The sequence below is a fragment of the Pseudomonas sp. B21-035 genome (genome assembly GCF_024748945.1).
Taxonomy (GTDB): Bacteria; Pseudomonadota; Gammaproteobacteria; order Pseudomonadales; family Pseudomonadaceae; genus Aquipseudomonas.
The window spans coordinates 2,687,547-2,709,299 of record NZ_CP087179.1 but is presented as its reverse complement, the minus strand read 5'-3'; the positions used below and the strand labels follow the sequence as shown (position 1 = coordinate 2,709,299).

At 63.4% G+C, this 21,753-nt stretch carries 15 protein-coding genes; 10 read left to right on the top strand and 5 right to left on the bottom strand.

Going from position 1 to position 21,753, the window contains the following annotated elements:
• Positions 1-23 precede the first annotated feature (23 nt).
• Positions 24-1,097: an NAD(P)-dependent alcohol dehydrogenase gene (locus LOY22_RS12375; RefSeq protein WP_045198787.1), complete on the bottom strand. Its 1,074-nt coding sequence runs from the start codon at positions 1,095-1,097 to the stop codon at positions 24-26.
• 165 nt (positions 1,098-1,262) lie between these two features.
• On the opposite strand from LOY22_RS12375, the gene LOY22_RS12370 reads away from it, so the two are divergent.
• The 4 genes from LOY22_RS12370 (at position 1,263) to LOY22_RS12355 (ending at position 5,664) form a co-directional block, all read left to right on the top strand.
• On the top strand, positions 1,263-1,940 hold the full coding sequence (locus LOY22_RS12370; RefSeq protein WP_093383260.1) for a DUF3313 domain-containing protein: 678 nt from the start codon (positions 1,263-1,265) through the stop codon (positions 1,938-1,940).
• Positions 1,941-2,031: 91 nt separating this feature from the next.
• On the top strand, positions 2,032-3,690 hold the full coding sequence (locus LOY22_RS12365) for an alkaline phosphatase D family protein (RefSeq protein WP_258597636.1): 1,659 nt from the start codon (positions 2,032-2,034) through the stop codon (positions 3,688-3,690).
• A gap of 44 nt (positions 3,691-3,734) precedes the next feature.
• A complete protein-coding gene (locus LOY22_RS12360) occupies positions 3,735-4,823 on the top strand; it encodes an HNH endonuclease (protein ID WP_258597635.1) in 1,089 nt (362 codons plus the stop codon).
• Between the two features lie 76 nt (positions 4,824-4,899).
• The gene (locus LOY22_RS12355) at positions 4,900-5,664 is read left to right on the top strand and encodes a hypothetical protein (protein ID WP_258597634.1); all 765 of its coding nucleotides are present in this window, start codon (positions 4,900-4,902) and stop codon (positions 5,662-5,664) included.
• Here LOY22_RS12355 and LOY22_RS12350 read toward each other — a convergent pair.
• Together LOY22_RS12350 and LOY22_RS12345 are read right to left on the bottom strand one after the other, a co-directional pair.
• Positions 5,661-6,959, bottom strand: a complete 1,299-nt coding sequence (locus LOY22_RS12350; RefSeq protein WP_258597633.1) for a serine/threonine transporter — start codon at positions 6,957-6,959, stop codon at positions 5,661-5,663. The two genes, LOY22_RS12355 and LOY22_RS12350, sit on opposite strands and share 4 nt — an antisense overlap.
• 114 nt (positions 6,960-7,073) lie before the next feature.
• A complete protein-coding gene (locus LOY22_RS12345; RefSeq protein WP_093383272.1) occupies positions 7,074-8,450 on the bottom strand; it encodes an L-serine ammonia-lyase in 1,377 nt (458 codons plus the stop codon).
• Between the two features lie 146 nt (positions 8,451-8,596).
• On the opposite strand from LOY22_RS12345, the gene LOY22_RS12340 reads away from it, so the two are divergent.
• Positions 8,597-9,556 (top strand): LysR substrate-binding domain-containing protein, encoded by a 960-nt coding sequence (locus LOY22_RS12340; protein WP_093383275.1) that lies wholly within the window; start codon positions 8,597-8,599, stop codon positions 9,554-9,556.
• A 33-nt stretch (positions 9,557-9,589) separates the two neighbouring features.
• On the opposite strand, the gene LOY22_RS12335 is transcribed toward LOY22_RS12340, so the two are convergent.
• Together LOY22_RS12335 and LOY22_RS12330 are read right to left on the bottom strand one after the other, a co-directional pair.
• Complete coding sequence (locus tag LOY22_RS12335) at positions 9,590-14,680, bottom strand: dermonecrotic toxin domain-containing protein (protein WP_258597632.1); 5,091 nt, start codon at positions 14,678-14,680, stop codon at positions 9,590-9,592.
• An 85-nt stretch (positions 14,681-14,765) separates the two neighbouring features.
• A complete protein-coding gene (locus LOY22_RS12330) occupies positions 14,766-16,475 on the bottom strand; it encodes a sulfatase-like hydrolase/transferase (RefSeq protein ID WP_093383282.1) in 1,710 nt (569 codons plus the stop codon).
• A 405-nt stretch (positions 16,476-16,880) separates the two neighbouring features.
• Between LOY22_RS12330 and LOY22_RS12325 the strand changes: the two genes are divergently transcribed.
• The 5 genes from LOY22_RS12325 to LOY22_RS12305 are packed head-to-tail and all read left to right on the top strand — an operon-like array spanning position 16,881 to position 21,736.
• The gene (locus LOY22_RS12325) at positions 16,881-18,233 is read left to right on the top strand and encodes a UDP-glucose/GDP-mannose dehydrogenase family protein (protein ID WP_258597630.1); all 1,353 of its coding nucleotides are present in this window, start codon (positions 16,881-16,883) and stop codon (positions 18,231-18,233) included.
• Entirely contained in the window at positions 18,230-19,300 is a 1,071-nt protein-coding gene (locus tag LOY22_RS12320; RefSeq protein ID WP_045198775.1) for an NAD-dependent epimerase, read from the top strand. The genes LOY22_RS12325 and LOY22_RS12320 overlap by 4 nt, the downstream gene beginning before the upstream one ends.
• Positions 19,297-20,043: a sugar transferase gene (locus tag LOY22_RS12315; protein WP_045198774.1), complete on the top strand. Its 747-nt coding sequence runs from the start codon at positions 19,297-19,299 to the stop codon at positions 20,041-20,043. The genes LOY22_RS12320 and LOY22_RS12315 overlap by 4 nt, the downstream gene beginning before the upstream one ends.
• Positions 20,044-20,691 carry a CpsD/CapB family tyrosine-protein kinase gene (locus tag LOY22_RS12310; RefSeq protein WP_045198772.1) on the top strand — a complete coding sequence of 216 codons (648 nt, stop codon included), beginning with the start codon at positions 20,044-20,046 and terminating at the stop codon, positions 20,689-20,691.
• 22 nt (positions 20,692-20,713) lie between these two features.
• A complete protein-coding gene (locus tag LOY22_RS12305; RefSeq protein ID WP_258597629.1) occupies positions 20,714-21,736 on the top strand; it encodes a polysaccharide biosynthesis/export family protein in 1,023 nt (340 codons plus the stop codon).
• The last annotated feature ends 17 nt before the right edge of the window (positions 21,737-21,753 follow it).

The window sequence follows — 21,753 nt, the reverse complement described above, 5'->3', positions numbered from 1 at the left end:
CGAGCGCTTTGCGCTCGACACACTCAAGGGGTAATCGCCACCTTCATCACCCCATCCCGCTGATGGGCAAACAACTCATACGCCGCCTCAATGTCATCGAGCTTGAAGTGATGGGTCACCAACGGCTTGAGGTCCACCTGGCCGCTGCCTACCACTTCCATCAGCCGGCGCATGCGCTCCTTGCCGCCGGGGCACAGGGTGCTGACGATGCGGTAGTCGCCAAGCCCTGCGGCAAAGGCGTCCAGCGGCAAGCGCAAGTCGCTTGAGTACACGCCCAGGCTCGACAAGGTGCCGCCGGGGCGCAGCACCCGCAACGCTGATTCGAAGGTCGATTGCGTGCCCAGCGCCTCGATGGCGACGTCAACCCCACGGCCATCGGTGAGCTGCATGATCTGCTGGACCACATCGCCCTGGTTGAAATCCACTACATGGGTTGCACCGAGCTTGTGCGCCACTTCAATCCGCGCCGCGACGGTATCGACGCCAATGATCGTGGTCGCGCCCTTGAGCCGCGCGCCGGCGACGGCACACAGGCCAATCGGGCCGAGGGCAAAGACCACGACCGTGTCGCCTATCTGCACCTCGCCACGCTCGGCGCCAGAAAACCCGGTAGACATGATGTCCGGGCACATCAGCACCTGCTCGTCGCTCAGGTGATCGGGAATGGCGCAGAGGTTGGCGGTGGCATCGGGCACCAGCAGGTACTCGGCCTGGCTGCCGTCGATGCTGTTGCCGAATTTCCAGCCGCCCGCCGCACGAAAGCCGTGGCGGGTATCCGGGCCGTCCTGGGCGCCGCAGCCGCACAGGCAGGCAAAGCTATGGCCGCTTGGGGTGATGGCGCCGGCGATCACCCGCTGGCCTTCGACAAAACCCTGCACCTGGGAGCCGAGCTTTTCGATCACCCCCACCGGCTCGTGGCCGATGGTCAAGCCCTTGGCCACCGGGTACTCACCGCGCAGGATGTGCACGTCGGTGCCGCACAAGGTTGTGGTGGTGATGCGGATCAGCGCATCCAGCGGGCCCACTTCGGGGATCGGCTTTTCGTCCAGCACGATGCGGTTCTTTTCAACGAAAATCGCAGCTTTCATCTTGGCCATGGCGGTGTCCTCGACGGGGCGGTAGTGATTGTCCACCCTGCGCCCGACAGGCCCGGGTGCGCTTGACCGGGGTCAATGAACTGGCGGCCAGGCCAAGAGCTGCTAGCGTTGTTCAGGCGATCAATTCCCCGTCCCGTGCGGTCATTGCCAAGGATACGAACGTCGATGAAACCCACCTTGCGCTCCACCCTGCTCTGCTCTGCCCTTATCGTCCTTGCCGGTTGCTCCAGCAGCCAGGTCGACCCCAGCCAGTACTCCGGGTTTCTCAAGGACTATAGCCGCCTCAAGCCCGCCGAAAGCAGCTCCGGCAAGCCGGTGATGCGCTGGATCGACCCACAAGTGAAGGCCGCGCGCTTTACCCAGGTGTTTATCGAGCCCAGCCAGTTCTACCCCAAGCCCCAGCCTACCGCGGCGATTTCGCCGCAAATCCTCAGCCAGATCACCCAGTACTACAACACCGCGCTCAAGCGTGAACTGGGCGCCGAATTGCCCTTGGCCCAGGGCCCGGGCCCCGGCGTGCTGGTGGTGCGCCCGGCGATCACCGCGGTATCGACCAAGACCGAAGGCCTGAAACCCTACGAAGTGATCCCCATCGCCCTGGTGGCCGCTGCGGTCAATACCGCCGCCGGCGGCCGCGACCAGGAAGTCGACATCGCCACCGAGGCGGCCTTCCTCGACGGCGGCAATAACAAGGTGATTGCCCAGGTGGTGCGCAAAGGCACCGGCGAGGCCCTGGAAAACGACACCTCCAAGCTGGCCCTGGAGAACGTCAAGCCGGTGCTGGACGGTTGGGCCAGTGACCTGCGCAAAAGCTTCGCCAAGCTCAAGAGCGAGTCGCGCTAGCTACTGACACTGGAGCGCACCGGGTTCACTGCGTTGATCCCGGCGTGCGCTGCAGGGCTTTTCGGCGTGCGAACTGATAGGGAAATCGACCATGTCCCAGCTCCTGGACCCCACCTCCAACGAAAGCAAGTACGCCAAGCTCGCCAGCGCCGCGATCATCGGCGCGATCACCCCCACCAGCGTGCGCCTGTGGTTTCGCGTGTACCTGCCCGGCGAGTGGGTGCTGGTGGTCACTACTGCGCCGCTGAGCGGCGACCTGCAGCGACTCGATGAGCTGCCGGTGGCCGATTTCCTGAAAAAGTACAAGATCAAGCCGGTGTTCACCCAGGCGCAAACCTTCAGCTTCGACAGCGACCTCACCGGTGTCTTTGCGGTGACTGGCCTGAAGGCGCAAAGCACCTACTACTACGCCCTGATCAGCAACATCAGCGACCGCGACATCATTCGCCGGCGTACCGAAATCGGTGGCGACAGCCCGAAAAGCCTGATTACCCCGGCGGCCAACCCGCAGACCCTGACCTTCGGCTTCTACAGCTGCCACGACCCGATCAGCGCCGATGGCAGTGCCGGCGCCTGGCCGCTGCTGCACCAGCAACTGGTCGACCAGCGCGCGCAATTCATCATCGGCGGTGGTGACCAGATGTATGTCGACACCAACAAGAAAAACGGCTTCCTGGATATCTGGGAATGGCTCAAGGACAACAAGCAGGCGCTGCTGGCCCAGTTCAAGCAAGGCAGCAGCTACGACAAGGCCGGCATCGAGAAGTACCTGCTGAACATCTACCGCTGGTACTACCGGGTGTACTGGAACATCCCGACCCTGCGCGAGGTGTACGAGCAGTTCCCCCAGTACATGATCTGGGACGATCACGAAATCATGGACGGCTGGGGCTCGCTGACCAACAAGGAGCGGCAAAAGCGTATCTCGCTGTTGTTCGAAAGCTCAAGCAACGGCGCCACCAATCAAATGCTCGTCGACCTGATGTGGCGTGCCGCCTGCCGTGCCTACTACGAGTATGAGCACAGCCACAACCCGGTTACCTCGATCAACCTCGACAAGCCCGACGACTGTCATTGGGACTACGCCTTCGAGCAAGGCGGCTCGGCCTTTTACGTGCTAGACATGCGTGGCCACCACGATGTCGAGGCCAAGGACCCGCACAAGATTCTTGGCAGCGCACAGATGAAGCGCTTCAAGGACTGGTTGAACAGTGCCGTGGTGCAAAGCGCCAAGGCGGTGTTCATCGTCTCGCCGGTGCCGGTCATGCACTGGAAGAACGTGGTCACCAACGGCGCCGATTTCGGCTCGCTGAAGGATGACTGCATGGATGAGTGGGACCACAAGAGCAACCAGGCCGAACGCAAGGTGCTGCTCGATCAGGTCTACGCGGCGTTGGGCAAGAGTGCCAGGCCGGTGGTGTTTCTCAGTGGCGACGTGCACTGCGCGGCGGTGTTTCGCCTGTTGCACAAGCAATACCCGGCGGCCAAGGTGTTCCAGGTCACCTCCAGTGCCATCTCGCGCGTACCAGCGCCAGGCATGCTCAAGCTGGCCATCAGCGGCGGCGGCGAGATGCCGGGCATTGCCAACATGGTCTGCGAGCGCTGGTACGCCATGGCCGGTTCGAAGAACTTCGCCATGCTCAGCGTGCGCCCGTCGCTGGACGGCCAGCAGACTGAAGTGCTGGTGGAACTGCATTGGCCCAGTGGCGAGGACGGCGAACTGACCAAGCGCCGGGTGTTGCTCAAGTAGCGCTACACTGATTGGGTGTCACCGTTGCCCATGAGGGCTGAGTCATGCGTCCGGTCACCAAGCAGCCACGCCATGCGAAATACTCGCCGCCGCAGAAGCTCTTGCTAGGCGGCACCGTGGCGGCCCTTTTTCAGAAAATCGCCGGTGTCACGTCTGCGACGCCAACCTACCAGATACCCCTGACTCTGGCCTTGCAAGTACTGTTGGACCACGTTACAGGCCTGCGTATCCGGCGCATTACGCCTGCCGAGCAAAGCGTGCTGGCAAGTGGGCTGATGCAACGGATCAGTAAAATCTACAAAACGGCTGCATTGCCTCTGACTGACGAACTGGGCGCCTTCTGCTCTTATTGCGGTACTGCCTTGCCTGGCCTGATCGAAGTCGAACACGCCCTACCCAAGAGCCATTTCCCTTACTACGCCGTGGAGTGGAAGAATTTCCTTCTGGCCTGCAGCCCATGCAACACGTGCAAAGCCGATGACCCGGATCGAAAAACCGCAACAAGCTGGGCACAGGCTTTTTCCCCGACCGAACAACAATTGCATAACAGTATCCGTCAGCAACACTACATCTGGCCGGACCTGAACGCTGGCTGCTGGCAGGCATTGCCCAACCAACTGCAGTACCTGGACCCTAAAGTGCAGACATGGACTGTGTTGAATGCAGCAGAATCGGTCAGTGCGGGAATCAGGCTCACTGCTTATGACGTGATACAGCACAAGGTCCTGGCCAACCTCGATGCCAGTATCGGCGGCGGCCCCTTCGGCGACGTGGAGGTTGCCGTGGTTGTCAGTGACGCCAACGGCCGGGCGACAGAGATGATCGACTTGCTGGGCTTGAATGCCGACTCTTCCAGCGTCTTCGATCGACGGCTGATGAATCGCACCAGGGCCTGGTTCGATGCCTTGGAGGAGTGCCGATTGCTCAGCCGCGTCGACCCCGACCCCAAACACAACTGGCTGTGGCCGATCACTCTGCGACGCGCAGCAAGTTCCGGATTCTATTCAGTCTGGCTGACGGTCATGCAGGCGTTCGACAACTCGCACGGCACCCACTATGCAAAAGCTTTCGTCAATGACTCCGCCAGCAAGTTGTATTACCCCAGCACCAACATCAGCCAGCTCCCCTGCTGAGTGAGGCGCCATGAGACCCTTAGTACGCCCATTGCTGCCGAATCGGCTACGCCAGGCTCCCGCAGCACGACTGTTGTTGAGCGCTTTCGGCAACTTCTGTTCATTCTGCGAGCGCCCGCTGCTCGATGACGTTTGGGTGTGGAATGCCCGGACAGGCGCATGCGTTGAAGGGGACAACTGCAGTGCCCAGGACTGGGAGCACCTCTATCTGCTTGATCATGATTGCCACCAAGCGCAACAGCAGGCCAATAAGCAGGAGCTGCCGTTGCTGATGCTGCCGACCGAATCGCTCGTGTCTTACCCTCATGGCGCCAACTATCCGTTGAGCTACTCATTCCAGTCGATTCAGAGGGTTTTGCTTGACGAAGATAACAGCGAGTATGAACGCGAGCCAATCGGCGCTGTGCTGATCTCTACAACCCACTACCGGGCCCAAGCCACCCTGCGTTACTTCGCGCTCAATACGTCATACATCAATGCAGATGCCAACGAGTTGAGGATCCCTGGCCTGGACTATCTGTCGTTGCTTGACCGGCGCCTGGATCAACGTACCGATGCCTGGAATTTTACCCAGGAAGCAGCCATGAGGATCAATGAAAGCCAGACGCAAGCGGTCAGAGAAGCTGGGCTTCAGCAGTTGCGGCTGCTTGTCGGCACAGTGGGCTTCTGGTCCACCTGCCGGACAGCCGCAGGAACCATCCTGCCCTATGAACAGTTGCAACAGGTGTTTGATCCGATCCCCTTGGGCCAGCTGGCCATTACCGTCCAGCCCCTGGAACACCACGCAGGCTTTCTCGGCAACGGCCCGCACCAGCCCTTCCCTGGTACAGCTCGGATCTAGGCAAAAAACGAGAACAGAATCGCCGACAGGGTAATCAGGCCAATCAGCACCACAAACACGTTCGAGGCCTTGCCCGAGTATTTGCGCAGCGCCGGCACCTTGTGGATGGCGTACATCGGCATCAGGAACAGCAGGCAGGCGATGATCGGCCCGCCGAGGTTCTCGATCATGCCGAGGATGCTCGGGTTGAGGGTCGCCACGGCCCAGCAGGTGATGACCATGAACAGCGCAGTCATCTGTTCCAGGCGCTTGCTTGAGACCTGTTTGCCGCGGCTGCGCAGGCTTTTCACGATCATGCCCTGGAAGCCTTCGCTGGCACCGATGTAGTGGCCGAGGAACGACTTGGTGATTGCCACCAGGGCGATCAGCGGCGCGACAAAGGCGATCACCGGGGTCTGGAAGTGGTTGGCCAGGTACGACAGGATCGAGATGTTCTGCTGTTTGGCAGCGGCCAGGTCCGCCGGGCTCAGGGCCAGCACGCAACTGAAGCAGAAGAACATCACCGTCAGCACCATCATCACGTGGGCGCTGGCGAGGATCTTGCCGCTCCTGGCGTCGGCCTGCTCGCCGTAGCGGTGCTTCTGGTCAACGGCAAAGGCGGAGATGATCGGCGAGTGGTTGAACGAGAACACCATTACCGGGATGGCCAGCCACAGGGTCTTGAAGAACAGCTCCAGGGGCATGCCCTCGCTGGCCTGGGCGAAGAAGGCGCCGTTCCAGTTGGGGATCAGGCTCACCGCCAGCAGCAACAGCGCGGCCACGAACGGGTAGACCAGCAGGCTCATGACCTTGACGATAATGCCCTGGCCGCTGCGCACCACGATCATCAGCCCGCAAATCAGCAGCAAGGCCAGCAGCGCCCGCGGCGGCGGGGTCATGTGCAGCTGGTGCTCCATGAAATTGCCCAGGGTGTTGGTCAGGGCGACGCTGTACACCAGCAGGATCGGGAAGATGGCAAAGAAGTACAGCAAGGTGATGAGCTTGCCGGCGCCGACGCCGAAGTGCTCTTCGACCACTTCGGTGATGTCTTCGCTGGCGCCGCGCTTGCCCGAAAGCACGAAGCGGGTCAGGCCGCGGTGGGCGTAGAAGGTCATCGGGAAGGCCAGTACCGCCAGGACCAGCAGCGGCCAGAAGCCCCCTACCCCGGCGTTGATCGGCAGGAACAGGGTACCGGCGCCGATGGCGGTGCCGTACAGGCCCAGGACCCAGGTGGTGTCGTGACGGCTCCAGGCACGGCTTTGCGCAGGCGCGGCCGAATCCACACGAACGCTCGTGGTGCTATTTACATCAGTCATCGATATTGCCTTGTAGTTGTTTTTGTTGCGTATGAATAACTTTGGAACAGCGGTGCAGCTATCGCGGGTCAAGCCCGCTCCCACATGTAGGAGCGGGCTTGACCCGCGATGGGATCAACACTCGACGAAGGCGACCGCCAGGCCGCCGCGTGACGTCTCCTTGTAGTTGGCATGCATGTCGGCGCCGGTGTCGCGCATGGTGCGGATCACCCGGTCGAGGGAGATGAAGTGCTCGCCATCGCCACGCAAGGCCATCTGCACGGCGTTGATGGCCTTGACTGCAGCAATCGCGTTGCGCTCGATGCACGGCACCTGGACCAGGCCGCCGACCGGGTCGCAGGTCAGCCCGAGGTTGTGCTCAAGGGCGATTTCGGCGGCGTTTTCCACTTGCATGGGCGTTGCCCCCAGCACGTCGGCAAGGCCGGCGGCAGCCATGGCGCAGGCCGAACCGACCTCGCCCTGGCAGCCGACTTCGGCGCCGGAGATCGAGGCGTTCTTTTTGCACAGGATGCCCACCGCAGCGGCGCTGAGGAGGAAGTCGACGACGTCGTTGTCGCAGGCCTCGGGGTTGAATTTCATGTAGTAGTGCAGCACCGCCGGGATGATGCCGGCGGCGCCATTTGTCGGTGCGGTGACCATGCGCCCGCCGGCGGCGTTTTCTTCGTTGACCGCCAGGGCGAACAGGTTGACCCACTCCATGGCGCTCAGGGTCGAGCCGATGACGTTGGGCTTGCCCAGCTCCTGCAGACTGCGGTGCAGCTTGGCGGCGCGGCGCTTGACCTTGAGCCCGCCCGGCAAGATGCCCTCGTTGCGCAGGCCGTTGTCGACGCACTCGCGCATCGCCGCCCAGAGTTTCAGCAGGCCGCTGCGCACCTGGGCTTCCTCGCGCCAGGCCAGCTCGTTGGCCATCATCACCTGGCTGACCCGCAGCTTGTGCTGCTTGCACAGCGCCAGCAACTGGGCGGCGCTGTCGAAGTCATAGGGCAGTTGCACCTGCTCGGCGCTGTTGCCGGCCGTGCCCACTTGCGCGGCCTCGACGATAAAACCGCCACCGACCGAATAGTAGGTTTGCTGCAGCAACGAGCCCGATGCGCTGCTGGCTTCCAGGGTCATGGCGTTGGGGTGATACGGCAGGCTTTCATCGAGCAGCAGCAAGTCGCTGGCGCAGTCGAATGCAATCGCCTGCGTGCCGTCGAGCATCAGTACCTGGCTTTGCTGCAGTTGCGCGATCAGCGGCTCGATGCTTTGCGGGTCGATCTGGTCCGGCCATTCGCCCATCAGCCCGAGCAGGCAGGCGCGGTCGGTGGCGTGGCCGACGCCGGTGGCCGACAACGAGCCGTACAGGCGCACTTCGACCCGGCTGACCTGCTCCAGCAGGCCTTGCTCACGCAGGGTCTGGGCAAAGGTTGCCGCCGCACGCATGGGGCCTACGGTGTGGGAGCTGGAGGGGCCGATGCCAATCTTGAAAAGGTCGAAAACACTGATAGCCATGCTAATGCCTGACCGAGGCAACAATCCATGTCACGCAACGGCACTGTTAAAAAATTGATGGGTGTCGCGAAGTTGCGCGATACTGCCCGGTCACTTGCGTGTTGACCAACGAAACTTTCTAAGCAAGCCTTTAGCAGAGCTAAACGATGAAGCGACAAATGAATGGCCAGATGTACGTCTGGCTGCATGTGTTTGCCTGTGCGGCGCGGCACCTGTCGTTCACCCGCTGCGCCGAAGAACTGCACATCACCCCCGGCGCAGTCAGCCAGCAGATCCGCCAACTGGAAGAGCGCCTGGGCTTTCGCCTGTTCCTGCGCCGCGCCCGCGGCGTCGAGCTGACCGCCGAAGGCCAGCGCCTGGCGCAGACCGTCGGCGAAGCCTATGGCAGCATCGATGCCGAGTTGCGCCGCCTGGACGCTGGCGAAATCCGCGGCACCCTGCGCCTGCGCTCGATCCCGTCGTTTCTGGCCAAGTGGCTGACCCCGCGCCTGCCGCGCCTGCAGCAACGCTACCCGGACATCCAGCTGCGCCTGGTGGCCGAAGACAGCAGCCAGGCCTTGCACGAAGGCGACTTCGACCTGGCCATCGACCTCAACGACGGCAGCTACCCGGGCATGCATTCCACACCGCTGCTCGACGAACAGATCTTCCCGGTCTGCGCCCCTTCACTGCTGCGCGGCCGCCCGCCGCTGCATGGCCCGGCGGACCTGGCGCATTACCCGCTGCTGCACGACATCACCGCCTGGCGCGGCAGTTCGGAATACGCCGAATGGGAGTTTTACCTCGAGGGGATTGGCGCCAGTGGCCTGGACGTGCGCCGTGGGCACACCTTCAACCGCAACCACCTGACCATCGAGGCGGCGATTGCCGGCATCGGCGTGGCCATTGCCCGGCGTACCCTGCTCAATGACGAGCTGGAACGCGGCGCGCTGATCGTGCCGTTCGGCCTGCCGATCGCCAACCACAAGCGTTATGTGTTGCTGTACCCGCCCGGTGGCCTGGCGCATCCGGGGGCGCGGGCGGTGCATGACTGGCTGGTGGAAGAAGCCGAAGGCTTTCGCGTGTTGCATGCCCAGGACGCCAGTGCGCTTGCCTTGCGCCGTTAGTGCAGCGACGCAAGGCAAGGCCGTTCAGGCCGCTTAGCTTTCGCTGCTGCGGGTCAGTTCGAGGATGAGGCCGTGCTCGGCCGCAGTGCTGACTTCTTTCAACTGCTGCTCAGCGGTGAAGTAGCGCCCTTCCGACAGTGCCAGACGCTGCAGGTGCCCCTGCCCGTCCACGGGTGCATCGGGCAGGATCTGCTGCACCGCTCTGCGCACCTCGGGCGCCAGCGGCCCGTCGAACTCGTGCCAGTCGTACAGGCAGCTCAACAGGTAGTCGGCGGCATCGCGCCATTGCTGTTCGAAGGTCGCAAAGCGCTGCCCGTGCAGTTTGCGCAAGTAGCGCTTCCAGCCATGTTGCAGCACCATCCATTGCTGCCTGGCCTCCACCTGGCTGCTCAGGCGCTGGACTTCGCGCTCGACATTCTTGACCACACGCGCGTCAACACCGGCCCTGTGCGCATAGAGCATGCCGCTGGACGGCTCGGGGAAGTCGAGCCGGGTGGCCAGTTCCTGACGCAACTTCAGGCGAATTTCCACCGGGTCGGACTCATGCTCCAGGTCCTGGTCGGTAAGGTTATCCAGCGGGTCGAAGGCCGGCAACGGGCGGCTGCCGGCACGCATGGCATCGCGGCGCAGATCGCGGGCAAGGCCGATACGCTGGGCCAGGGAGTTGACCAGCTCGCGGCGATAGAGCTGTTTGTACAAGCCGACCACTGCCGCCGTGCGCTGCAGCGGGTCAAGCGCCTCCTGGCTTTGGCGATAGGCGAGAAACTCGACTTCCAGGGCACTGAAGCCGTCGGCCCCGGCGTCGCCACAGGTTGGTGGGTAAGCGTCGGCAACCGCCTGCAAATCACTGAACAGCTGGTCGCAACCTTGTGCGGCGCGCAGCAGCTCCCAGACCCTGGCGGACATGTTGTTGAAATCGAACCGGGCCTCGCTGGACTCCAGCGCCCGGTCGAGCACCAGCAACAGCGGGCGATGGGTGTCTTCATCGGGGAACAAGGTGTCCCACAGTTGCTGCTGTTCGGCGCTCGCCTCACGTAACCAGCCGGCGGCCAGGCCGCTGGCACGGTGACTGAACGGCATCCCCAGGCCGCGCAAGTGAGTGGCAGCGGCCTCGCTGAGCGGGTTCTGGTTGAGCAGCAGCCAGCGGCTGCGCTGGCCGTCGGCACGCAACGCACCGCCAAAGGCCGTGGCCGCAAGGTCGGGAAGCTCGCTCAGCTCGTTGCTGCTCAGGTCCACCGTGCGCAGCCGATGCTCTGGCGGCTGCATCAGCTCCAGCAACCCATCAGGCCAGTCTTCGAGCTGGCAGCCACGCAGGCTCAGGTGCTCAAGCATCCGCAGGCCGGCCAGCTGCGGCGCCCGGCCCAGGGGGTTGTCGGCCAGGTTGAGCTTGCGCAACCGCACAAGGCCGGCAAAGGCTGTGGCCCCGTCTTCGTCCAGCTGGATGTTATTGCGGGCAAGGTCCAGCTCCTGCAACGGGATTGCCGCCAGGGCTTGCAACTGCTCGGCATCGAGGGTCGCGCCATTGGCCCGAAAGCCCAGCGTGGTCAGGCTATCGAGCTTGCCCAGGGCATTGATCGCTTCAACCGGCAGCGTGGCCATCTGGTTACCGGTGAGGCCCAGCCCACGCAAGGCCCGCAAGCTTTGCAGCGGGTCGAACATGCGCGCATTGACCGCGATCTGGTTGCCCTCGAGGCTGAGCAACCGCAGCTTGGTCCGGGTGCCAAGCGCAGCGGGTATCTCGGTCAGGCGGTTGTGGTCCAGGTTCAGTTCCCTGAGTTCGGTAAACGACGAAAGGAATTGCTCCGGCACTGCGCTCAGTTCCATCCGATGCAGGAACAAGCGGGTGACATGGCGAAAGCGCACATTGATCGCTGGCAATCCGCCAGGCCTCCAGGAGGACAGGTCCAGTTCATGTTTATGATCGCCACCCACACGGCGCCAGGCGGCTTTTAGCCGGTCACGAAGCATTTCCCGGTCCACCCGCTCGCCAGCGCTGGGTCGCTGCGCCACCCAGTTGTCGAGGGTCTGCCCGAGCTGGCGATACTCATCTTCCAGGCCCTGGATCGCAACACCAAGGTCTTCATTGGCGAGTCTCAGCTGGTTCTTGATCTCGGAAATTTCATTGGCACGCAACTCGGGGTACAAGGCACTCAAACGGCGATATTCGCTGGAACGCAAGGTCCCCACCGCGCCGCCCAGCGGGTAGCCACGGCGCCCGTCGGCCAGGCGCAACGGCGATTGCAACCAGGGCCGCGAGGGTTGCTGGCCGATCAGGGTCGAACAGCGGGCGCGATTGCCCAGGGCTTGCTGGGTCAGACGCTGGCGCAGTTGCGCGGGCTCGTAGATCTCTACCCCAAGTGACTGGCGCAGGGTGTCGGGCAGTGCGCGTAACAGCGCAGCAAAAAAGTCATCGCTCAGCCCCAGTTCATTACCGCGGGCATCGAAAACGCGATAGCCACCCTCGTACTTGAGTATCGAGCGCAGCTCTGCCTCGGTGTCACCGACGCTGGCCAGCACCGCGCTGGCCAGCGTCTGCTGGTGTAGCTCAAGGCGAATACCACTGTTCCAGCCGGGCAAATCGGCGAGCAATTGCAGTGCCAGGCGCTCGCTGTCCAGGGCCATTCTTGCAGGGAACACCAACCCTTCAAGGGCACGATTGAGGCGCAACTGGCGCTGATAGGCCCGGGCTTCTTCGGCCAAGCGTCCAGGTACGCGCGCTTGCTCGCCAATCAGTTGCCCACGCTCCTGGGCAGTGGCGTGCCGCACAATTTCCTCGGCAAGCGAATCAGGCAGCGAGGCGAAGTCACGCTGCAAGGTCTTGGCGCCCAGGCCGGGGGCGCTTTCGATACTGGCGTACAGACTGTCGAACACCGCGCTGCGCTTGCGCTCTGCCAGATCGGCCAATTGCTCGCGCAAGGCCGGCAAGCGTGCCTGCTCGGGCAAATGCTCACCCAGCAGCTCGCTGCGTTGCGCCTCACTCAAGGCCTGCAACAGCACCTGGGCGAGCTTGCCGCTGCGCACATCGGCGGCCAGCACCTTGAAGGCGTGACCCTGGGGCCAGCGCTCCAGGCCATAGGTCTGCGATTCACCCCACAGCTCCGGCCCCCTGAACACCTGCAGTACCCGGTTGGCCGGCCATTTGGGCAACTCGACCAGCAACGCCAGCGGATAGGTCATGCCCGCCTCCAGCGCCGCACCACTGCGGATATCGGCGACCATCCGGGTAATGCGCCGGTCCAGTTGCAGGCGCTGCAAGGTATCGGCCAGCAGCGGTGCAAGCGGCCCCTGCTCGACATGCATGTGGCGCAGCACGTCGTCGTCGACCCCGCTGATCTCGGCAGCCTGTGCCAGGCTGGCATCGTCCAGGCCCTCGGCCAGAACGCCGATGCGCCGCAGCAACTGGCCACGCTCCCAATGCAGCGGCTGTTCACCCTGGAACTGCCAGGCGCCGTTACCGTAGTGTTTGAGCGGCGGCTCGAAGGCGTCGTTGTTGTCCGGGTGCCTGATTCGCCATTGTTGAAGACCGGCATCATAGCGTTGCTGGTACAGCTTGCCATCCAGGCGGATGTACAACTGATCGTTCAGCGCGTACTGCCCCAGGGCATTGGGCGCCAGGCCCTCGGGTAGTTGCACCGGGCTTGCATAACCGCTCAGGTCGGGCTTCCACAAGCGCACTTGGCCATTGGCCAATTCGACACGCTCCAGACCATCGACAAACAGCGACGGTTCGGCGGCGCTGCCGGCTACCCCCAGCCCTGCGATCAAACCCAGGTTGACAACCAGCGACTCGACCTGCGCCAGGGCTTCGGCGGTTTCCCCGGCTTCCCAGGCCTCGACGCCATGGAACACGTTGGCCATCAGTTGCGCGCCGGTCACCGCCAGCATCAGCGGATTGAGCGCCGGGACTAAAAACGCCGCAGCGTTGAGCACATTCAGGCCGATATCCAGCCAATGCTGCAAACGCGCCAGGCGCGCGGCGCGGTCTTCATCGGCGGTCGGCACCGCCAGTACCCGGGCATTGGCCTTGAGCCTGCGCACCTGCAGGCGCTGCAAGCGGCTCCACAGCTCGCCGTCGAGCGCATGTTCCTCGACCTGCAGGCGCGGATTGCGGATCGGTTGGCGGATCTTTTCCTCGCCCTCAAAGCGTTCGACGTACAGCGCCTGATTCAAGGCGCGCACAAATGCCGGGCGCTCGGCCTGGGGCACACATTTGAGTATTGCCTGGCGGTAATCGTCAGCTTGCAGGCTGGTAGCCAGGTCGTGGGCAAAGGCGCTGGTCGAGGAATACTCCTTGATCGGGTACAGCGGCGCGCCGGCGATCCAGGCCACACAGCGTTCAGTGACATTGCTCGCCGCCGGATCCGGGCCGATCAACAGCGCTCCGTCCAGCACGCTGCCCAGCACGCTGATCTGCCGACAGACCACGGCTTTGCCATCGAGCCGGGGCGCAGCGCCATTGGCCAGCAGCAATAACGCGGCCTGTACTGCGTCGGTGATTTCACCGTAGCTTCGCGCCCGCTGCACTTGCGCGACGAAGTCGGCCCGGGTCGCTGCCGTCATGCTGGCGGCCCTGACGGGGTCCTGCAGCACCTCGGCCAGGTGCTGCTGATACTGCCGACCCAGGTCGAGTTCGCGGCACAGGGCGAGGAAACGCTCACAGCTCAGGCTCACGGTTTGACCTTGCGCGTCAGCCAGGTAGCTGAAAGGGCCCAGGTCTTCGTTGGCGCTGAAATTCTGCAGCGCCGCCTCAAGCAGGCTGCTGCTGTGGGTCGCGCCCTTGGGCAAGGTACGCCCGCCAAGGGTTTCAAAACCGACCTGGTGCAGTTGCGCCTTGAGCACATCCACTTCCACCCCATGGGCCTCACGTAATGAACGGGCCAACAGTGGTGCACAGAACTGGCTGATGCCCTTGAGCGCGGCAAGCTGAACTGCCAGCGCCTGGCGTGCAGCCCTCGAAGCCTTGAGCGCAGCCTGTAGCTGCGGCTCTATCGCCGACGGCAGTTGCTGGCTCTGCAGCAGGGTTTGAAAGTCTTTGGCCGCCAGATGGCTGACCCAGGCAGGAATCGCCGCGCCGATCAAGGTGCGGTGGAAAATCAACGCAGGGTTTGGCTTTGCAGGTGTCATTGGAAAAGTTCCTGACAGTGAGGGGCTGTCAGGAGAGCAGCACCGCCGTTGACGGCGGAGCTAGATAAATAGTGCCTTCACCCGCTCAATCCGCCTGGCCCACCGGCATCTGCGCATTCGGCAAGGCCGCCCCCGGGGTCACCACTTCGCTCAGGTCAATATGCTTGAACACCGGCTTGGCCCCCAGCCGCGCATTGAAGCGGGTATTGAAGCTGAACGGGTCGTCGCTCGGCACCACCAGCGAGCGCCCGTACACCGCGGCGATGCCGGCCGGGTCGTAGCCGAGCAGCTGCAGCAAGGTGGGGAAGATGTTGTAGTGGCTGGAGCGGTCCTTGTTGGTTGCCAGTTGCGCCTGCCAGTCAAGGGTTTGCAGGCCCTGGCCCTGGATCACCACCAGCGGCACCAGGCCCTCCTCTTCCACCGGGTTGCTGTCGCAGTGGGTGTTGAGCCCCGGGTTGCCGCGCTCGTGCAGGTCCTGGCCGTGGTCGGAGGTGTAGATGAGCACCGCCTGGCTGAGGTCGGCCTTGGCGAACAGGCGGTTGAAGAACTCGCCGACGTTCCACAGCAGGCTGTTCATGTACGAATTGCGGTACAGCACCCAGTCTTCGGGCTGGCCATTGAATCCGTCGCGCCGGCCGGTGTCGGTGATGTCGGTGTACTGCCCGCGCGGCAAGGCCGGGCGGTAGGTCATGAAGTCGTCGGGGTATTTGTCGTGCACCGGGAAATGCACGCCGACCTTGTTGATCACGATCAGTTGCGCCTTGCCGTCGGCCAGCAGCTCGGTGAGCTTGGCCACAGCGGCCATGTCGCGATCACGCACCGGGGTGCCGTCGAACTGGATGAACTGGTCGATGTCGCGTTTTTCCGCCGCGTTCATCAGGTTCTGCAGGTTGCCGCCGGTGCGCTGGGCGTCGATGTACACGGTGCCCAGGCCGGCGGCCTTGGCGTACTGCCAGATCGACGGCAGGGTCGAGTTGATGCGCAGGTAGTCGTCGCGGGTGCCGCCATAACGCAGGGTGACGTTGGTGTCGGAGCTGCAGTTGGCGATCGAGGCGGCGTAGCCATAATTGAAAATGCTCACCCCGGGCCGGGCCTGGTTGAGCTGGCTGCGCACGCCATGGGCGGTGTTCAGGTCCAGGTAATTGCCCGAGACGCTTTCGTCGATGATCAGCACGATGTCGCGGGCCAGGGCCGGGCCGCTGCGTGCCAGGGTCACCGGCTCACGGGGGCCGACGCTGTCGTGCAGCGACTCGTAGAGCATCAGGTTGGCATAGGCCAGCGGCGTGTACATGATCGGCAGGCCGCGCGCGCCTTCGCCGGCGCGCACGAACAGAATCGCCGTGAGCAAGGCAATGCCCAGCAGCGGCGCCGCCCACGGCAGCGCCCTGGGCCCGGGCACAGGGTGGCGTGGCTTGAGCCCCAGGCCCAGCAGCAACAGCAGCGAACTGCCCAGTACCCGGAGGATCACGCTGTGGTACTGCTCGATGGCCTCGCCGATAAAACCACCGGAATACACCATCGAGATAAAGCCGCTGTAGGTCAGGTAGTCGGCGGTAATACGCGTGTAGGCATCGAAGAACACCGCGCTGGCGCTGAACACCAGGGCAAAGCCCCAGCGCAGCCAGGCCTGGCGGATGTTGGCGCACAGCAGCAAGGCCAGCACCAGCAGCACCAGGACGCCGAGGTACAACAGCAACGCCGGGCTCAGGCCGATGGCCTGCAAGCGCTCCAGGTAATAGGGGTAATTGCTCAGCAGGTACAGCGCCAGCAGCAGTTCCTTGACGTATTTGAACATCTTCCCCTCGCCCAATTTTGACCTTGCAAGCACCCGGACATTGACACGTTAGCAGTCGCCACCCAAAGCGCAAACCGGAACAGCGTCAGTTTTTTGACCCAACTTGGCGGCGCCAATTCTGACAGTTCAAAAACGCGAAAGCGTTGCATTCGTGAAACATCCACATCCATAAACGCCTTGTTTATCGCGGGCTTCGACCGTTCATCGTTTTGCGATGCGGCAATTGGCCAGTGCTCACCAATGCTAACCCCCGGATTTAGAACGGCTTGATAGCAAAAAGCCCAAATCACAGCGAGTGTAAATCCGACGAAACATGCCATTTGATTGACACGACTTCCCACGGGTGGGCTATACCGAAATCACACCACTGTTTCATCCTCATTACTCCATACGAGGCACGCCGACATGGACGTGAGCGTATTTGGCACCGGCTATGTCGGTCTTGTGCAAGCTGCGGCCCTCGCAGACGTAGGACACCGGGTTTTGTGCGTCGATGTCGATGCGCACAAGATCAGTCAACTGCGTCAGGGCGTACCGCCGATCAGCGAGCCGGGGCTTTCGGCCATGCTCGAAGAAAACATCAAGGAAGGCCGCCTGCTGTTCAGCACCCAGGCCAGTGATGCGGTCAGTCACGCCGAACTGATCTTCATCGCCGTCGGTACGCCGCCGGATGAAGACGGCTCGGCCGACCTCTCCCATGTCCTGGGGGTGACCCGGCAGATCGCCGGGCTGATGGAAGCCGATCGCACCCTGATCATCAAGTCCACCGTCCCGGTCGGCACCGCTGACAAGGTCGCCGCCCTGGCCGGCGAAGAACTGCAGCGCCTGGGCAAGGGCGCGCTCAAGGTGCGGGTGGTGTCCAACCCCGAATTCCTTAAAGAAGGCAGCGCCCTGGCCGACTGCATGCGCCCGGACCGGATCATCGTTGGCACCGCCGATGACCAGGCCCACGACCAGCTCGCCGAGCTCTACGCGCCCTTCTGCCGCAACCATGAAAAGCTCATGTTCATGGACAACCGCAGCGCCGAGCTGACCAAGTACGCGGCCAACGCCATGCTCGCCACGCGCATCAGTTTCATGAACGAGCTGGCCAACCTCACCGAGCACCTGGGCGCCGACATCGAAGCGGTGCGCAAAGGCATCGGCTCCGACCCGCGCATCGGCTACCACTTCATCTACCCCGGCTGCGGCTTTGGCGGCTCGTGCTTCCCCAAAGACCTGCGCGCCCTGCTGCACACCGCCGAACGCAGCGGCATGCCGCTGCGCCTGCTGCAAAGCGTCAGTGAAGTCAACGACAGCCAGCGTCAGATCCTCTTCGCCAAGCTCAAGCAGCGCTTTCCTGGCAGTCTGGCCGGCAAGTCGATTGCGGTCTGGGGCCTGGCCTTCAAGCCCAACACCGACGACATGCGCGAAGCCCCCAGCCGCTACCTGATGGAAGCGCTGTGGGCCGAAGGCGCTACCGTGTGCGCCTTTGACCCCGAGGCGATGTCCGAATGCCGGCGCATCTACGGCTACCGCAAAGACCTGCAGCTGTGCGCCACCCGCGACGACACCCTGGAAGACGCCGACGCCCTGGTGATCTGCACCGAGTGGAAGAACTTTCGCGTGGTCGACTTCGCCCTGCTGGCGAAAAAGCTGCGCAGCCGCCTGATCATTGACGGGCGCAACCTGTACAACCCCGACCAGGTCGCCACTTTCGGCCTGAGCTACAGTGGCATCGGCCTGCGCCAGGTGCAGCCGGAGGTACCGGCGCCATGAAGATCCTGGTCACCGGCGCCGCCGGTTTCATTGGTGCCCATTGCAGCCTGCGGCTGTTGCGCGACGGCCACCAGGTGATCGGCCTGGACAACTTCAACGACTACTACGACCCGGCGCTCAAGCATGCGCGGGTGCGCTGGGTCGAAGCTGAGGCCAGAGCCTTTACCCTCTACCGCCTCGACCTCAACGATGCCGCCGGCATCGCCGAGCTGTTTGCCAGCGAGCAACCCGAGGTAGTGATTCACCTGGCCGCGCAAGCCGGGGTGCGCTACTCGCTGGAAAACCCGCGGGCCTACATCGACAGCAACCTCAGCGGCTTTCTGAACATTCTCGAAGGCTGCCGCCGCCATCCGGTGCAGCACCTGCTGTATGCCTCGTCGAGTTCGGTGTACGGCGCCAACCAGCACACCCCGTACCGGGTCGAGGATGCCGTCGACCATCCGCTGTCGCTGTACGCGGCGACCAAAAAAGCCAACGAGGCCATGGCCCACAGCTACAGCCACCTGTTCGACATCCCCACCAGCGGCCTGCGCTTTTTTACCGTGTACGGCCCCTGGGGCCGCCCGGACATGTCGCCGATCCAGTTCGCCCGGGCGATTGCCGAAGGCCGGCCGATCCAGCTGTTCAACTACGGCCAGCACCAGCGCGACTTCACCTACATCGATGACATCGTCGAAAGCCTGGTACGCCTGATCCCGCTGGCGCCAACCGCCAACCCGGCCTGGGACCGCGAGCATCCGGACCCGGCCAGCAGCCACGCGCCGTGGCGCCTGTTCAACATCGGCGGCCAGCGCCCGGTGGAACTCACCGACTACGTGGCCTTGCTGGAAAAACACTTGCAACGCAGCGCCAGCATCGAGCTGCTGCCCTTGCAACCGGGTGATGTGCTGGCCACCTGTGCCGATGCCAGCGCCCTGGAACAGGTCACCGGCTTCACCCCCCAGGTTTCGCTGGATGAAGGGCTCGGGCGTTTTATTGCCTGGTTTCATCAGTACTACCCGCAACTTGACCGGGACGCGGTGCGGGTCAACGGGCACTTGCCCGCGCAGCAACGGAGAACGGTATGACAGGACAACCTAAAAGTGCGCAACTGCAGGCACTGTATCAAGACAAGCGCATGGACCCCGCGCACCGCCAGCGCATCGACGCGGCGATTCACATGCAAGGCCGTGGCTGGCTGACCGGCCGTGCCGGCGGGCGCCCCTGGACCCTGTCGCGCACCAACCGGGTGGTCGCCTGCTTTGGTGCCTTGTGCATTCTGGCGATCATTTCGCCACTGCTGCTGGGCCTGGCCGTGCTGGTCAAGTTCAGCAGCCCCGGCCCGGTGTTCTTCGTGCAAAAACGCACCGGTTATCGCGGCCGCGCCTTCGGCATGTACAAGTTCCGCACCATGGTCGCCAATGCCGAGGCCTTGAAGGACTCGGTGCGCCACCTCAACAAGCACGGCGCCGATGCCATCGATTTCAAGATCGACAAAGACCCACGCGTCACCCCGATCGGCCAGTGGCTGCGGCGCAGCAGCCTGGACGAGTTGCCCAACCTGTTCAACGTGGTGCTCGGTGACATGCGCCTGGTCGGCCCGCGCCCCACCTCGTTCAACGCCTATCGCTACAAAGACAACCACCTCGCCCGCCTGAGCATCTACCCCGGCATGACCGGCTTGTGGCAGATCTCCGGACGCAGCGACATAGACTTCGACCAGCGAGTCGAACTGGACCTGAGCTACATCAACGAACAGAGCTTGATGCTGGATCTGAAGATCCTCTTCAAGACTCCCTTCAAAGTCTTCAGCGGCCACGGAGCAAGTTGAATGGACGGTTCTACTTCAAGAAGTCTGACGATCGCCACCCCGAGCGAAACCAACCTGACCTCCACGGTGCTCGATGAAGACCAGCGTATCCTGCTGCTGACCGCTGCCAACACCGGCAGCGGCACCAGTACCAGCGCCCTGGCCTTTGCCAGCCAGTTGGCGTTGATGAGCGGCGGCCCGGTCTTGCTGGTCGACAGCAGCCCCAGCGGCAACAACCTCAGCCAGCAGTTGAGCCTGCACAAGCTGCGCGGCTTCAACGACCTGATGTTCGACCAGGACACCCCGCCGTTGATGCAGGACTGCATCGTGCGCCTGTCCGACCAGCCGTTCGACGTGCTGCCGGCCGGCACCTACAAGCGCGGCAAGGAGCGCCTGAACCCCGACCTGCTGCGGGTGCTGCTCAAGCACATGGGCGAGCACTACCGCTTCGTGGTGATCGACGGCGAGGCGGTGTACGCCAGCGCCGACAGCCTGATCATCGGCACCCTGGTCGATGGCGTGATTCTCGTCGTGTGCGCCGAGGAAACCCGCTGGGAAGTGGCCCAGGCCGCCGCCCAGCGCCTGACCCAGGCCGGTGCCAGGCTGATCGGCAGCGTCTTCAACCGGCGCAAGTACTACATGCCCAAGTGGCTGTACAACAACCTTTAGGCCAGCAGACCAGGAGCCTCACATGAAATACACGACGTTCGCGCTGTGCCTGCTGACCCTGGCCGGCTGCGCCAATCAGGACACCCGGCAGATGCCGGTACAGATCATGACCGCCAATGCCGCCAACGCCCAGGACACCGAACTGCCGCGCAGCGAACAGGTGCTGCGCCCGCAGGACGTGCTCGATGTGATCTTCCACATCAGCACCAGCGGCTCGGCGTCGTACCGTATCCAGTCCGGCGACACCGTCGGCCTGGCCTTCCCGGCAGCCAGCTCGCTCAACGGCAACCAGCTGGTGCTGCCCGACGGCACCATCGAACTGCCGCGGGCCAACACCTCGGTCAACGTTGCCGGGCAAACCCCGGACCAAGCCCGGCGCACCATCCAGCAGGCCTACCGCAACAAGCGTCTGTTCCAGCCCGGGCGCGACAACGTCACCGTGCAGGTGATCAGCCCGCTGACCAACGAGCAGAACCTCAAGAGCGCGCTCAACCACCCGGCCACCGGCATGAGCCGCGAAATCACCGTCGGCAGCGACGGCCAGGCGAGCTTCCCGGAAATCGGTTCGGTGCCGCTGCAGGGCATGACCGTCACCCAGCTGCAGACCTACCTGAACAAGCGCTACGCCGACCTGCCGGGGCGCATGACCGTGGACGTGATGCTCAAGTCCACCGCCGTCAACGAGATCTACGTACTGGGTGAAGTCGGCCAGCCCGGCGCCTACCCGATCCGCCGCCCGGTGTCGGTGCTTGAAGCCCTGACCCTGGCCCGTGGCCCGAACGTCAAGGCGCGGCTCGACTCGGTGGTGATCATGCGCCGCAACGGCAACCAGGTGCAGGCCGTGCCCTACAACGTCGACAAGGCCCTGGATGCCAGCGCCGCGCAAGTCGCCTACCTGCAGCCGGACGACATGCTCTACGTGCCCAAGACCAAGCTCGCCAGCGCCGGCGACCTGGCCCGGCAACTGGCTGACGTGGTGCTGTTCCAGGGGGTCGGCTTCAGCTTCGGTTATCGCGTTGACAACAAAGACAGCGACAACAACTAATTCCAGGCGGGTATCCG